The organism is Rathayibacter sp. Leaf296 (assembly GCF_001423045.1).
In the GTDB taxonomy this organism is placed as follows: Bacteria; Actinomycetota; Actinomycetes; order Actinomycetales; family Microbacteriaceae; genus Rathayibacter; species Rathayibacter caricis.
Window position 1 is genome coordinate 921579 of the sequence record NZ_LMNR01000001.1, and the last position, 14045, is coordinate 935623.

The following is a 14045-nucleotide window of genomic DNA, read 5'->3' on the forward strand; positions in this document are numbered from 1 at the left end:
GCACTCTCGGAGCGTGTGTGCCAGAACCGCGCTCCGCCACATCGTCGTCAAGAAAGAGGTCAACCGTGTCGGTGTCCATCAAGCCGCTCGAAGATCGCATCGTCATCAAGCAGGTCGAGGCGGAGCAGGTGACCGCTTCCGGTCTCGTCATCCCCGACACCGCCAAGGAGAAGCCGCAGGAGGGTGAAGTCGTCGCCGTGGGCCCCGGCCGCATCGACGACAACGGCAACCGCGTCCCCCTCGACGTGGCCGTGGGTGACAAGGTCATCTACTCCAAGTACGGCGGGACCGAGGTCAAGTTCTCGGGCGAGGACCTGCTGGTCCTCTCCGCTCGCGACGTCCTCGCGGTCGTCGTCCGCTAGGACGCGTCCCGAGAAGGGCCCGGCGACCCAGGTCGCCGGGCCCTTCGTCGTCCCAGGCCGGTCCTCCTGGCGACGGGTGGCCTGATCCGGCCGTCCGATGACCGTTCCGAGCCGATCGGCGGGTGCCCGCGTGCGTAGCATCGGACGGGTGTCCGCCTCCCGCACCCCTTCCGAGCCCGACCTGACCGGTACCGCGGCCGCCGAGGGCGAGGGCGTCGAGGCCCTCGCCGAGCCGCGGGCGCGCGGCGGTGCGATGTCGTCGACCGGACTGTGGTTCGGCTTCGGCGCCTACCTCCTGTGGGGCGCGATGCCGCTCTACTTCATCGCGATGGCACCGGCCTCGCCGTTCGAGATCGTCGCGTTCCGGGTGATGTTCTCGCTCGTCTTCTGCCTGATCCTGCTCACCGTGACGCGCAGCTGGGCGGGCTTCCTCGGCCTCTTCCGCGAGCCGCGGCTGCTGGGGGCGATGGCTCTCGCCGGCGCTCTGATCTACGTGAACTGGCAGGTCTACGTCATCGCGACGACCACCGGGCACGTCATCGAGGCTGCGCTGGGCTACTTCATGAACCCGCTCGTCACGGTGCTGCTGGGCGTGCTCGTGCTGCGGGAGCGGCTCCGACCGGCCCAGTGGATCGCGATGGCGATCAGCGCGGTCGCGGTGCTGGTCATCGCCGTCGGCTACGGCTCGTTCCCCTGGGTCTCGCTCGCACTGGCCTTCTCGTTCGGGTTCTACGGACTCGTGAAGAGCCGGGTGGGCGGACGGATCGACGCCGTGTCGGGACTGACGCTGGAGACGCTCTGGCTCACTCCGCTCGCGATCGTGCAGCTCGCCGTGGTGGGCTCGCTGGTCGGTCTGACCTTCGGGACGGAGGGCACGGGGCACGCCCTGATCCTGGCGTCGGCAGGCATCGTCACAGCCGTTCCGCTGCTGCTGTTCGCGGGAGCCGCACGTCGGCTGCCGCTCTCGATCGTCGGCTTCATCCAGTACTTGACGCCGTTCCTGCAGTTCCTCGTCGGCGCGTTCGTGCTCCACGAGGCGATGCCGCCCGAGCGCTGGCTCGGCTTCGCGCTGGTGTGGACCGCGCTGGTGATCTTCTCAGTCGACCTCGTCGCGGCCGAGCGCAGAAGGCGCCGCATCGTGGCGTGAAGTGCGGATCACGTCGCTGAGAGCGGTTGCTGCTGCCGGAAGTAACGATCCGGTCGCGAAATCCGTTCGTAACACCCCCGTATTGTTCGCGGCCCCCTCGAAGGTTACGTTTGCCGAGCGGTTGCCTCCGGCACCGCTCTGACGACAATCACTCTCAAGGAGCAACATGGGCGTTTACGCGAAGGCCGGTTCGGCTCGCGCACGGTCCCTCCGGGCAACCCTCGGCGGTGTCGCCATCCTGGGCGCCAGCGCACTCGTCCTCGCCGGCTGCGCCAGCGGCGGCGAGACCGACGCGGGCACGGACAGCGGCGCATCCGGCGACCTCTCCCTCAAGATCGGCGCGATCCTGCCGCAGACCGGAACGCTGGCCGTCCTCGGCCCGCCCGAGTTCGCCGGTGTGGACCTCGCGGTCGCCGACATCAACGAGGCCGCCGCGGGCATCACGATCGAGGCGGAGCCGAAGGACTCGGGCGACACGTCGACCGACATCGCGACGCAGTCCGCCACCTCGCTGATCGCCGACGGCGTGTCCGCCATCATCGGCGCCGCGTCGTCGGGTGTCTCGAAGACCTTCATCGACCAGGTGACCCAGGCGGGCGTCGTGCAGATCTCGCCGGCCAACACCTCGCCCGACTTCACGACCTACGAGGACGACGGGTACTACTTCCGCACCGCTCCCTCGGACGTGCTCCAGGGACGCATCCTCGGCAACAAGATCCTGGGCGACGGCAAGACCAACGTCTCGATCCTGTACATGAACGACGCGTACGGCACCGGTCTCGAGAAGAACATCAAGGAGACCCTCGAGGCCGGCGGAGCCACCGTCGCCGCGGAGGAGATCTTCGAGCCCGCCTCGACGGACTTCAACTCGGCGCTGACCACGGTGCTGGCCCCGAACCCCGACGCGCTCGTCGTGATCTCGTTCGACGAGATCAAGACGATCGCGGAGCAGCTCGCGGCCAAGGGCTTCGACTTCTCGAAGCTCTACGGCACGGACGGCAACTACGGCGTCATCGGCGAGTCGGACACCAACGTCGACATCGCCGGCGCCCAGTTCACCAACCCGGGCGTGCAGGCGTCGGAGGACTTCCAGTCGAACCTCCAGGCCCTCGTCGAGGAGCAGGGCAACGATCCGCTGACGGTGTTCAGCTACGCTCCCGAGTCCTACGACGCCACCGTCCTGCTCGCCCTCGCGGCGCTGCAGGGTGGAGCGACGGACGGCGCGACCCTCCGCGACAACCTCGAGACCGTCTCGAAGGACGGCACGGAGTGCACCACGTTCGCCGACTGCGCGGCTCTGCTCGCCGACGACGAGGACATCGACTACAACGGTCTCTCCGGCCCGATCTCGTTCGACGAGAACGGCGACCCGAGCGAGGCCTCCGTGTCGATCTACAAGTACTCGGAAGGCAACGTCACCTCGTTCGAGGAGACCGTCGACGGCTCGCTCGAGTAACGACCACACCGTGACGCGACCTCGGTCGTGACACCGGAAGGGGCTCGGTCTTCGGACCGGGCCCCTTCTGCGTGCGCGGGGGCGTCGGGTTCGGCGATGCCTGGTGACGGTGCGGATGCGTGCAGACGGTGCGGGGGCCCGCGGATCGCATCCCCGGACGACACGAGGGCGCCCTCCGGACCGAGGTCCGAGGGGCGCCCTCGTGTTCGACGCGCGTCAGCGGGGCCGGCGCACGACCCGCACGGCACCCGCCGGCACCGTCAGGGTCCCCGACGTCTCCGCTCCGGTCAGCAGCTCCACACCCGCGGCGTCGACGCGCACGTCGTCGCCGGAGTGGTTCAGGAAGAACGCGAAGTCGGCCTCGTCGCCCTCGCGGGTCACCGTCTCGAGGCCCTCGGGGGAGAGGTCGGCCTCGATGCCCGCGTCGCGCAGCGCGTCCTCGACGACCGAGCCGAGGTCGTCGCCGGAGAGGCGTGTGGAGACGTACCAGGAGCGGCCCTCTCCGTAGCCGTAGCGCGTGACCGCAGGTCCGCCCGCAGCAGGCCCGCCGATGTAGTCCGCCACCGCGTCCGCGCCCTCGAGCACGAGCTCCTCGGCCCAGCCGGACGCCGACGCGCCGGTGCTCAGCGCGACGGTCTCGTCGGCGTGCAGCGGCAGGAACTCCGGCACCGCCACTCCGAGCACCTCGCGGAAGGCGCCGGGGGCGCCACCGGCGTGCACCGCGTCGTTCTCGTCGACCACGCCCGAGAAGTAGGAGGCGACGAAGGTGCCGCCCCGTCGCACGTAGTCCTCGACGTTCGCCTTCGACGTCGCGTCGACCAGGTAGAGCGCGGGAGCGAGCACGATGTCGTAGGAGGAGAGATCGGCATGCGGGTGCGCGAAGTCGACGCTCACCCCGCGGCGCCAGAGCTCGGTGTAGTACGCGATGACGCGCTCGCGGTGCTCGAGCTCGACGGACGGGCGCCACTCGAGGTCCTGGGCCCAGAACGACTCCCAGTCCCAGAGGATCGCGGCGCGGGCGTGCACCCGGGAGCCGAGCACCTCGGCGAGCCCGGCGAGCTCGTCGCCCAGGGCCACGACCTCCTTCCAGATCCGGCTGCCGACGCCGGCGTGCGGCAGCATCGCCGAGTGGAACTTCTCGGCTCCGTAGCGCGAGGCGCGGAACTGGAAGTAGAGGATCGCGTCGGCGCCGCGGGCGAGGTGGCTCATGCTGTTGCGGGCCAGCTCACCGGGGCGCTTGGCGATGTTGCGCGGCTGCCAGTTGACGGCCGAGGTGGAGTGCTCCATCAGGATCCACGGGGCGCCGCCGGCCAGGGACCGGGTGAGGTCGGCGTCGAGGGCGAGCAGGACGTGGTTGTCGGAGCGCTCGGCCACGAGGTAGTGGTCGTTGGCGACGAGGTCGACCTCGTCCCGCCACTTCCACAGGTCGACCGACGGGCAGTTGGTCGCCATGAAGTTGGTGGTCACCGGGGTGTCGGGCGCGAAGCGCTTGATCGCATCGCGCTCGGCGCGGAAGCACTCGAGCAGGGCGTCGGAGGTGAAGCGCGCGAAGTCGAGGCGCTGCGTCTGGTTCACCACACTCGCCGAGACGCGCGGTGCGTCGATCTCGTCCCACTCGCCGTAGACCTGACCCCAGAAGAGCGTGCCCCAGGCGCTGTTGAGCGCCTCGAGGGAGGAGTAGCGGCGCTGCAGCCAGGCACGGAACGCGCGGACGCTGTGGTCGGAGTAGTCGTCGCTGATCGGGGCGCCGTACTCGTTGTGGACGTGCCAGAGGACGACGGCGGGGTGGGATCCGTAGCGCTCGGCGAGCCGCTCGGTCAGGGCGACGCAGGCGGCGCGGTACTCGGGGGAGCTCGGGCTCACCATGCCGCGCGAGCCCCAGCCGAGGGTGACGCCCTCGCGGGTGACGGGGCGCGACTCCGGGTACTTCCTCCAGAACCAGGCGGGGGGAGCCGCGGTCGGAGTGGCGAGGTCGACGTCGATGCCCGCGCCGTGCAGCAGGGCGATCAGCTCGTCGAGGAACGAGAAGTCGTACTCGCCCTCGCGCGGCTCGAGCAGCGCCCACGAGAAGATGCCGATGCTGACGAGGTTCACCCCGGCGCTGCGCATGAGGGCGATGTCCTCGTGCCACACCTCGCGCGGCCACTGCTCGGGGTTGTAGTCGCCGCCGTAGCGGATCTCGGAGCGGCCGCCGAGCAGCGCCCGGCCGGGGCGGCCGAGGACGACGGTGCGCGGGGTCTCCGCGACCGCGTCGGCGACGGGGGAGCTGAGGTCGGTGGTCATGCGGAGATCTCCTTCGAACTGTGTGCGCTCCCAGTTCTAGCACGGGATATCCGTGCGGCCGGAAGCATTGCCGGCTTGAGAACCGCCTGAATCCTCGCATTCCGTCGAGTTGACAGCCCTCGGTCCCGTGTGTGTAACTGTAACCGCTCACAGGTACACCGTCGTCCATCCCTCGTCGGAGCGCCCGTGCACCACCACCACACAGCACTTCGACAAGGAGGACGAATGCGCACATCACTCCGCAGGGCCGCCATCGCGACCGCGGCCGCCGCCGCCCTGACCCTCACCGGCTGCACCGCATCCGGAGACGCCGGCGAGTCCGGCACCGTGAACCTCAACTACTGGGCCTGGGCGCCGAACCTCGAGCAGGTCGTCGACATCTGGAACGAGCAGAACCCGGACATCCAGGTCACCGTGAACAAGCAGGACGGCGGCGACCCCGCCATCACCAAGCTGCTCACGGCGATCAAGGCCGGCAGCGGCGCTCCCGATCTGATCCAGGCCGAGTACCAGAAGATCCCGACTCTGGTCTCCTCCGACGCACTCGCCGATATCTCCGGCTCCGTCTCGGACGACCTGGCCGGCGAGTACTCCGAGGGCGTCTGGAACTCGGTCACCCTCGGCGGCGACGCGGTCTACGCGATCCCGCAGGACTCGGGCCCGATGATGGCCTACTACCGCACCGACATCCTCGACAGCCTCGGCCTCGCCGTCCCGACCACGTGGGACGAGTACGCCGAGGTGGCGCGCGCCGTCCACGCGGCCGACCCGACGAAGTACCTCGGCACCTTCTCGGCCAACGACGCGGGCTGGTTCACCGGCCTCGCCCAGCAGGCCGGAGCCTCCTGGTGGTCCATCGACGACCAGAGCTGGGGCGTGGACATCGACGCCGGTCCGACCGAGCAGGTCGCCGAGTACTGGGGCGGACTCGTCGAGGAGGGCGCCATCGACAACAAGCCGATGTACACCCCCGAGTGGAACGCCGGACTCAACGACGGCTCGCAGGTCGGCTGGATCAGCTCGGTCTGGGCGCCCGGCGTCCTCGGCGGCAACGCCCCCGACACCGCCGGTCTCTGGACCGCGGCGACGCTCCCGCAGTGGGACGCCTCCGCACCCTCGAGCGGCAATTGGGGCGGCTCGAGCACGGCCGTCACCACGCAGTCCGACCACGTCGAGGCCGCCGTCGAGTTCGCCACCTGGCTGAACAGCGACCCCGAGGCCGTCGCCGCCCTGGCCGACATCTCGGGCGTCTACCCGGCCGCGACCGAGGCCGCCGCCGACGCGCTGACGACCTCCCCCGAGTTCTTCAGCCAGCAGGCCGACTTCTACGACATCGCGTCGGAGGCGGCGGGCTCCGTGTCGAGCTTCACCTACGGACCGAACGTGAACGTCGCGTTCAGCGCCTACAACGACGAGTTCGCCAAGGCCGCCGACGCGAGGACCCGCCAGGCCTTCGTCGACGCGGTCGCCGAGATGCAGTCGATCACCACGGACGACCTGGTCTCCAGCGGCTTCTCCGTGAACTGACGGTGACGGAGGCGGGTCCCCCGGCCCCGCCTCCGCACCGTCCCCTCCCGTGCAGCGGCACCCCCCTGCACGCGCAGACCACCCCAGCAAGCAGGACGAGGACCAGCGATGACCGCTCCCACGATCACCCGAGCACCGGACGGCTCCGTCTCGTCGAACCGCTCGAGCCGCCCCGCCGCCCGCCGCTCCGGCCGCTCCGGCTGGCGCTCGCGGGTCGGCATCCCCTACGCGATGCTCGCCCCCGGCATCGTGCTCTTCGTCGCGTTCATGGCGGCGCCCATCGTCTACACGCTCTTCCTCAGCTTCCAGAAGCGCCAGGTGACCGGCCTCGGCCTGGGGTCCGGAGCCCAGACGCAGGTGTTCGCCGGCGTCGAGAACTACGTCTCCGCCCTGTCCGACCCCGAGTTCGGGGCGAGCGTCGGCCGGGTCCTGCTCTACGGCCTCATCCTCATCCCGTGCATGCTCGGTCTCGCGCTGCTGTTCGCGCTGCTGCTCGACTCGCAGCGCACCCGCGCGGTCGGCTTCTCGCGGATCTCGATCTTCCTGCCCTACGCGGTGCCCGCCGTCATCAGCTCGCTGCTCTGGGGCTTCCTCTACCTGCCCGCGGTCAGCCCCTTCTACTACGTGTTCGAGCGGCTGGGCTGGGACGCCCCGAGCCTGCTCTCCTCCGGCGCCGTCATCTTCGGCATCGCGAACATCGCGCTGTGGGGCGGCGTCGGCTTCAACATGATCGTCATCTACACCTCCCTCAAAGCGGTGCCGTCGGACATCTACGAGGCGGCCCGGATCGACGGCGCGAGCGAGGTGCAGATCGCCCTGCGCATCAAGATCCCGATCCTCGCGCCGGCCCTGGTGATGACCGCGCTGTTCTCGATGGTCGCGACGCTCCAGGTGTTCGCCGAGCCGACCACCCTGCGCCCGCTGACCAACAGCCTCTCCACGAGCTGGTCCCCGCTCATGCTCGTCTACCGCGACGCGTTCACCCGCGACGACATCTACTCCGCCGCGGCGACCTCCGTCGTGATCGCCCTGGCCACCTTCATCGTCTCCTTCCTCTTCCTCCGGGTCGTGCAGAAGCGAGCCTTCGGACAGGAGGACTGATCCATGACCGCTCTCGCCCCCCGCCTCGGCACCGCCGCCCCCTCGCGGCGCCCGTCCCGCTCGCCCCTCGCCCGTCGCGAGCGGCCGAGCATCGTCTCGACCGGGATCCTCCTGGTCGGCGCGGTCTACTGCCTTTTCCCCGTCTTCTGGGTGCTGATGGCGTCCACGAAGGACGGCGGCGAGCTGTTCTCGACGTTCACCCTCGCCCCCAGCACGCACCTCTTCGACAACATCGTCGCGCTGACCTCGTACCGCGACGGGCTCTTCTGGCGCTGGATGCTGAACACCGCGCTCTACGCCGGCCTCGGCGCCATCGCCTCGACCTGGATCTCGGCGCTCTCGGGCTACGTGCTCGCGAAGTTCGAGTTCCCGGGCAAGAAGGTCGTGTTCAACGTCCTGCTGATGGGAGTGCTCGTCCCGGGTGTGATCCTCGCCATCCCGCAGTACTTCTTGCTCGCCAACGTGGGCCTGACCAACACCTTCTGGGGCGTGCTGCTCCCGCAGATCATCAGTCCCTACGGCATCTACCTGGCCCGGATCTACGCCGCCGCGGCCGTGCCGACCGACGTGATCGAGGCGGCCCGCACCGAGGGCGCTGGGGAGATGTACGTCTTCACCCGCATCGCGACGCCGATGCTGCTCCCGGGACTCGTGACGATCTTCCTCTTCCAGTTCGTCGCGATCTGGAACAACTTCATGCTGCCGTACATCATGCTCGGCAACGACGAGCTGTTCCCGCTCACCGTGGGTCTGAACGGCCTGCTGAACCAAGGTGCGTCGGCGCCCTCGCTGTACACGCTGGTGATCACCGGAGCCCTGCTGTCGGTCATCCCGCTGATCGCGATCTTCCTGGTCCTGCAGCGGTTCTGGAAGGTCGATCTCGCCGCCGGCGCGGTGAAGGCATGATCTCCGGCGAGCCGCGGGCGGCGGACGGCCCGACCCCTAAGCTGGCCGGGTGACCACCGCCTCCGGCCGCCAGAGACCGACGATCGAGCACGTCGCGCTGGAGGCGGGAGTCTCCCGCGGCACCGTCTCGCGCGTCCTCAACGGGGGCAAGTGGGTCAGCCCGGATGCGAAGACCGCCGTCGAGACGGCGATCAAGAAGACCGGCTACCGGGTGAACCCCCATGCGCGCAGCCTCGCGACGAACCGCACGAACTCGGTGGCGTTCCTCCTGACCGAGGAGCACCAGCTCCTGTTCGAGGACCCGAACTTCTCGACGCTGCTGACCGGTACCGCCGCCGCGCTGGCCGACCGCGACGTCTCGCTCGTGCTGATCATGGCGGGCAACGTGTCCGAGCAGAAGCGGGCGCTCGCCTACCTCGGCGCGGGGCACGTCGACGGCGTGCTGCTCGTCTCGGCGCACGGCGGCCAGGGGCTCCTGCGCGAGATCCAGGACCTCGCGGTCCCGGCGATCGCGTGCGGCATCCCGCTGGGCTACGAGAAGCGGATGGGCTACGTTGCCGCGGACGACGAGGAGGGCGCGCGCGAGATGGTCGCGTATCTCCGTGCCCGCGGCCGCACGCGCGTCGCCACGATCGCCGGCCCGCCCGATATGCCGGGCGGCCTCGTGCGCCTGGCCGGCTACCGTCGCGAGCTGGGCGAGGAGTACGACGAGGGCCTCGTCCGCTACGGCGACTACAGCCGGGCGAGCGGCGACCGCGCGATGACGGAGCTGCTCCGCGACCGGCCCGACGTCGACGCCGTCTTCGCGGCGAACGACCGGATGGCGGCCGGAGCGATCGACGCGCTGCTGCGCGCCGGCCGGCGGGTGCCGGAGGACGTCGCCGTGGGCGGCTTCGACGACTCGAGCGTCGCGGTGTCGACCGAGCCGGCGCTGACGACGATGCGCCAGCCGTTCGGCCGCATCAGCGCCGAGATGGTGCGGCTGCTGCTCCAGAGCATCGCGGGGGAGAGGCCCGCCGCGATCATCCTGCCGACCGAACTGATCGAGCGCGCGTCCGCCTGACGGGGACGCGCGCTCGAGAGCGGTGCGGGACGGGAGGCGCTAGGAGGCGCGCAGCAGCTCGGCCTCCTGGGCGAGGCGGTAGGTCACGAACGAGCGGCTGTAGCTGCTCCGCTTGCCGCCGCGGGTCTCGGCGATGACGACCTGGGCGTAGACGCCGACGACCGACCAGCGCTCGTAGTCGCCGATCGCTCCGGTGCCGAAGACGGCGCCGAGGGCGACAGGGGCGGGGGTGTAGCTCTTCATGCGCGGCTCCTTCAGAACGGGGTCGAGCGGCGGGGGCCACCGCCCGGGCGGTGTCGTCCGTCGGGCTGCGACCGGAAGGTGCCTCCCACCAGGAGGAACGTGCGCGGTGCACCCCGCCGGGGTGACGTCTCTTGTCCCCAAAAGTACGGCACTGGCCTTCCAGATCCGGCCCTCCGAGGGGGGACGCAGCGGCGGAGAGATGCTCGTCTGTCGCGGATCGACGGTGCGGCGAGGATCAGCTCCAGTCGCAGAAGTCCGACGCGATGAAGTCGTACAGCTGGCCGCGCACGGAGTCGCTCACGCCGATCGGCACGACGCCTTCCGCGCCGCCCTCCAAGGCGACGACGACCGGGAAGAAGGTGCCGCGCTTGTCCTCGGCGACGGTGTGGGTGCTGCAGTTCACGGGCACGATCGCCAGGTCCAGCACGAGCGGGTCCGACTCGGCGTCGAGTCGCGCGTCCACCGGCCACACGTCGCCGGAGGCGGGCCGCAGCAGGATCGTGCCGCGCACCTCCGGGACCCGTACCGCGCCGGGGGCTCCCGTCGGTGTCAGCGTCAGCGCGAGGTGGGCGACGGGCCCGCCGGGCTCCTGCGTCACGATCACCTCGTCGCCGGGCTCGATCGTCACCACCTCGGCGAGCCGCTGAGCGAGGCAGTCCTCGTCGTGCACGCGTGCGAGAGTGCCGAACGGGTCCTCGGGCTCGACGACCGCGGTGCCCGAGGCGGTGCCGGTCGTCCAGGCGAGCCGGATGCGGCCCTCGGAGTCGTCCCCCGTGCAGTCCGGCTCCGGCAGCTGGAGGCGCAGAGCCGTGGTCGTGCCGGCCCGCACGCGGGTGGGCCGCGGCGTCCAGGCGGGATCGACGAAGGCGGGGGAGTCCAGTCGCGCCTCCCAGACCTCCAGCGCCTCGTCGCCGTCGTTGGCCACGAGCACCTCGAGCCGTCTCGGGCCGTAGTCGTCCCGGTTCTGGCGGATGCCCACCGAGACGCCGTCGGGCAGCGCGGAGGTGGGAGTGGGCCCGCATCCCGTGAGCAGCGTCGCGAGCAGCGCGGTCGTCACGGCCGCGGCGGTGCGTCTCATCCGGTGCCTCCTCGCAGGGGGACGACGAGGGCCCGCCGCCGCCTCGCGGCGGACGACGGGCCCTCGGGTGGGCGGAGGCGTCAGCCTCCGACGGTCGGCGTGCTCGTGGTGACCTCGTTGGTCGTCGCGAGCGTGCCCAGGTAGAGCTCGATCACCTTGGGGTCGTTCATGAGCTCGCGCCCGGCGCCCTCGTAGGCGTCGCGGCCCTGGTCGAGCACGTAGCCGCGGTCGCAGATCTGCAGCGCCCGGCGCGCGTTCTGCTCGACGATCATGATCGAGACGCCCGCGCGGTTGATCCGCTGGACGTTCACGAACGTCTCGTCCTGGCGCATCGGCGACAGCCCTGCGCTCGGCTCGTCCAGGAGCAGCATCGACGGGTCCATCATCAGGGCCCGCGACATCGCCACCATCTGGCGCTCACCGCCCGAGAGCGATCCCGAGCGCTGCTTGAGGCGCTTGGACAGCTCCGGGAACAGCTCCGTGACGAACTCGAGGCGCTGGCGGTACATCTTCGGCTTCTGGTACATGCCCATCTCGAGGTTCTCCTCGATGGTGAGCGACGGGAAGACGTTGTTGTTCTGCGGCACGAAGCCGACGCCCTTCGAGACCAGCTTGTCGGCCTTCATCCCGGTGATGTCCTCGCCGTTGAGCAGCACGGTGCCCTGACGGATGTTCACCAGTCCGAACATCGCTTTCAGGAGCGTCGACTTGCCCGCGCCGTTCGGGCCGATGATGCCGACCAGCTCGCCCTTCTTCACGTAGACGTTCGAGCCGTTGAGGATGTTGACTCCCGGCACGTACCCCGCGTGGAGGTCGTGCGTCTCGAGCGTGTTGCCGGTCACTTGTCGTCCTTTCCGAAGTCGACGGCGGGCGCGTCCGTGGTGGGCGCGACGCTCGTCGGAGCGGCGTCCGCGGCGTGCGCGGTCGTCGCGGAGCCGGTCGCCGGGGCGGCGGCGGGAGGGGCGGGCGGCACGAGGCCGGCCTCCTCCGCCTGCTTCTCGACGTCCGCGCGGACGAGGTCCGACTCCATCTCCTCCGCGATCTGGAGCTGGCCCTCGACGGTGCCGAGGTCGGTGTCGTGGTGGGCGCCGAGGTAGGCGTCGATGACGGCCGGATCGTTCATCACGGTGGAGGGCGGACCCTCCGCGACGACCTTGCCCTCGGCCATCACGATCACCCAGTCGGCGATCGTGTTGACCATGTGCATGTCGTGCTCGACGAAGAGGACGGTCATGCCCTCGTCCTTCAGGTTCACGATGTGCCCTAGGAGCGACTGGGTCAGCGCCGGGTTCACGCCCGCCATCGGCTCGTCGAGCATGACCAGCTCGGGCTCGGACATGAGCGCCCGCGCCATCTCGAGGAGCTTCTTCTGACCGCCCGAGAGGCTCGACGCGTAGTCGTCCTTCTTCGTGTCCAGCTTGAACTTCTCGAGGAGGCTGATCGCGCGCGCCTCGATCGTGTCCTCCTCCTTCGACCACAGGGGCTTGAGGAGGGACGTGAAGATGTTCTCGCCCTTCTGCCCCTTGGCGCCCAGGAGCATGTTCTCGAGCACCGTCATGCCGCCGAGGGCCTTGGTGAGCTGGAACGTGCGCACCATGCCCATCCGCGACACCCGGTACGCGGGGACGTTCGCGAGGTTCTTGCCCTTGAAGTTCCAGCGCCCGGTGTTGGGCTTGTCGAAGCCCGTCAGCAGGTTGAAGAACGTGGTCTTGCCGGCTCCGTTGGGGCCGATCAGGGCGGTGATGGAGCCGCGGGGGATCTCGACGTGCGCGACGTCGACCGCGGTCAGGCCGCCGAAGCGCCGGCTGACGCGGTCGGCGACCAGGATGGGGTCCTTCTTCTTGACCCCGGGGACGATGGTGTCCTCGGTGATGTCCGAGACCGGCGTTTTAGGCAAAGTGCAGATCCTTCTTCTTGCCGAAGATCCCCTGTGGTCGGAAGATCACCAGGAGCATGAGCGCGACCCCCACCACGATGAACCGGATGGGTCCGGTCTGAACCGTCGTGAGGCGGATGATGTCGTTGCTGAGGACACCGGTGTCGATCCCCAGGGTGAGCAGTCCGTCGGTGAGACCGAGGACGACCCAGAAGATGATCGACCCCGCCACGGGTCCGAAGACCGTGGCGGCGCCGCCCAGCAGCATGATCGTGTAGAGGAAGAACGTCAGCTGAGTGCCGTAGTTGTCGGGCTGCAGCGAGCGGGGCAGGATGAACAGCGCTCCGGCCAGGCCGCCCAGCACGCCGCCGAGGACCAGCGCCTGGATCTTGTACGAGAAGACGTTCTTGCCGAGCGAGCGCACGGCGTCCTCGTCCTCGCGGATGCCCTTGATGACGCGGCCCCAGGGGCTGCGCATCAGGAGGAACACGAGGAGGCAGGCCAGGCCCACGAGGCCCCAGCCCACGATGCGCACCCACCACTGGTCCTGGTTGTAGGTCAGGATCCCGATGCCCCAGCGCCCCTCCGGGAGCGGGTTGAGGTCGTTGAAGGCGCGAGCGGCGCCGTTGATGCCCTCCGAGCCTCCGGTGATCGCCGAGAACTCGGGCGTCTTGACCGAGAGCCGGATGATCTCGGCCGCCGCGATCGTCACGATCGACAGGTAGTCGGCGCGCAACCGCAGTGTCGGGATGCCCAGGATGAGCGCGAACACGGTCGCGGCGACGATGGTCGCGAGGAACGAGCCCCAGACGGGCCACTCGAACTTGACCGACGTGATGGCGAAGGCGTATCCGCCCACCGCCATGAAGCCGGCCTGGCCGAAGTTGAGGAGGCCGGTGAATCCGAAGTGGATGACCAGGCCGATCGTCGCGAGGGCGTACGCCGCGACGGTGGGATCGACGATCTGCCCGATCGCCAGCCAGATGAAGTTGAGGTTCATGGT

At 69.7% G+C, this 14045-nt stretch carries 13 protein-coding genes; 7 read left to right on the forward strand and 6 right to left on the reverse strand.

Going from position 1 to position 14045, the window contains the following annotated elements:
- The first annotated feature begins 65 nt into the window (after positions 1–65).
- From groES to ASF46_RS04240, 3 genes are all read left to right on the forward strand, one after another.
- Positions 66–362, forward strand: coding sequence for a co-chaperone GroES (groES, locus tag ASF46_RS04230; protein ID WP_055787236.1), 297 nt, complete (start codon positions 66–68; stop codon positions 360–362).
- Between the two features lie 253 nt (positions 363–615).
- Positions 616–1509, forward strand: a complete 894-nt coding sequence (gene rarD, locus ASF46_RS04235) for an EamA family transporter RarD (RefSeq protein WP_056867432.1) — start codon at positions 616–618, stop codon at positions 1507–1509.
- 166 nt (positions 1510–1675) lie between these two features.
- The gene (locus ASF46_RS04240; RefSeq protein ID WP_056866524.1) at positions 1676–2965 is read left to right on the forward strand and encodes an ABC transporter substrate-binding protein; all 1290 of its coding nucleotides are present in this window, start codon (positions 1676–1678) and stop codon (positions 2963–2965) included.
- Between the two features lie 216 nt (positions 2966–3181).
- On the opposite strand, the gene ASF46_RS04245 is transcribed toward ASF46_RS04240, so the two are convergent.
- Entirely contained in the window at positions 3182–5248 is a 2067-nt protein-coding gene (locus tag ASF46_RS04245) for a beta-galactosidase (RefSeq protein WP_082485238.1), read from the reverse strand.
- Between the two features lie 225 nt (positions 5249–5473).
- On the opposite strand from ASF46_RS04245, the gene ASF46_RS04250 reads away from it, so the two are divergent.
- From ASF46_RS04250 to ASF46_RS04265, 4 genes are all read left to right on the forward strand, one after another.
- A complete protein-coding gene (locus ASF46_RS04250) occupies positions 5474–6775 on the forward strand; it encodes an ABC transporter substrate-binding protein (RefSeq protein WP_056866525.1) in 1302 nt (433 codons plus the stop codon).
- A 108-nt stretch (positions 6776–6883) separates the two neighbouring features.
- Complete coding sequence (locus ASF46_RS04255) at positions 6884–7876, forward strand: carbohydrate ABC transporter permease (protein WP_056866526.1); 993 nt, start codon at positions 6884–6886, stop codon at positions 7874–7876.
- A gap of 3 nt (positions 7877–7879) precedes the next feature.
- A complete protein-coding gene (locus tag ASF46_RS04260) occupies positions 7880–8782 on the forward strand; it encodes a carbohydrate ABC transporter permease (RefSeq protein ID WP_056866527.1) in 903 nt (300 codons plus the stop codon).
- Between the two features lie 49 nt (positions 8783–8831).
- On the forward strand, positions 8832–9845 hold the full coding sequence (locus ASF46_RS04265; protein ID WP_056866528.1) for a LacI family DNA-binding transcriptional regulator: 1014 nt from the start codon (positions 8832–8834) through the stop codon (positions 9843–9845).
- Between the two features lie 39 nt (positions 9846–9884).
- On the opposite strand, the gene ASF46_RS04270 is transcribed toward ASF46_RS04265, so the two are convergent.
- The 5 genes from ASF46_RS04270 to ASF46_RS04290 form a co-directional block, all read right to left on the reverse strand.
- Positions 9885–10088 carry a hypothetical protein gene (locus tag ASF46_RS04270; RefSeq protein ID WP_055787429.1) on the reverse strand — a complete coding sequence of 68 codons (204 nt, stop codon included), beginning with the start codon at positions 10086–10088 and terminating at the stop codon, positions 9885–9887.
- A 235-nt stretch (positions 10089–10323) separates the two neighbouring features.
- Positions 10324–11166, reverse strand: coding sequence for a hypothetical protein (locus ASF46_RS04275; RefSeq protein WP_056866529.1), 843 nt, complete (start codon positions 11164–11166; stop codon positions 10324–10326).
- An 80-nt stretch (positions 11167–11246) separates the two neighbouring features.
- Positions 11247–12008 (reverse strand): ABC transporter ATP-binding protein, encoded by a 762-nt coding sequence (locus ASF46_RS04280; protein ID WP_055787436.1) that lies wholly within the window; start codon positions 12006–12008, stop codon positions 11247–11249.
- Positions 12005–13063, reverse strand: coding sequence for an ABC transporter ATP-binding protein (locus ASF46_RS04285; protein ID WP_056866530.1), 1059 nt, complete (start codon positions 13061–13063; stop codon positions 12005–12007). The genes ASF46_RS04280 and ASF46_RS04285 overlap by 4 nt, the downstream gene beginning before the upstream one ends.
- On the reverse strand, positions 13056–14042 hold the full coding sequence (locus tag ASF46_RS04290) for a branched-chain amino acid ABC transporter permease (protein ID WP_056866531.1): 987 nt from the start codon (positions 14040–14042) through the stop codon (positions 13056–13058). Before ASF46_RS04290 ends, ASF46_RS04285 begins: the two co-directional genes overlap by 8 nt.
- Positions 14043–14045 lie beyond the last annotated feature (3 nt).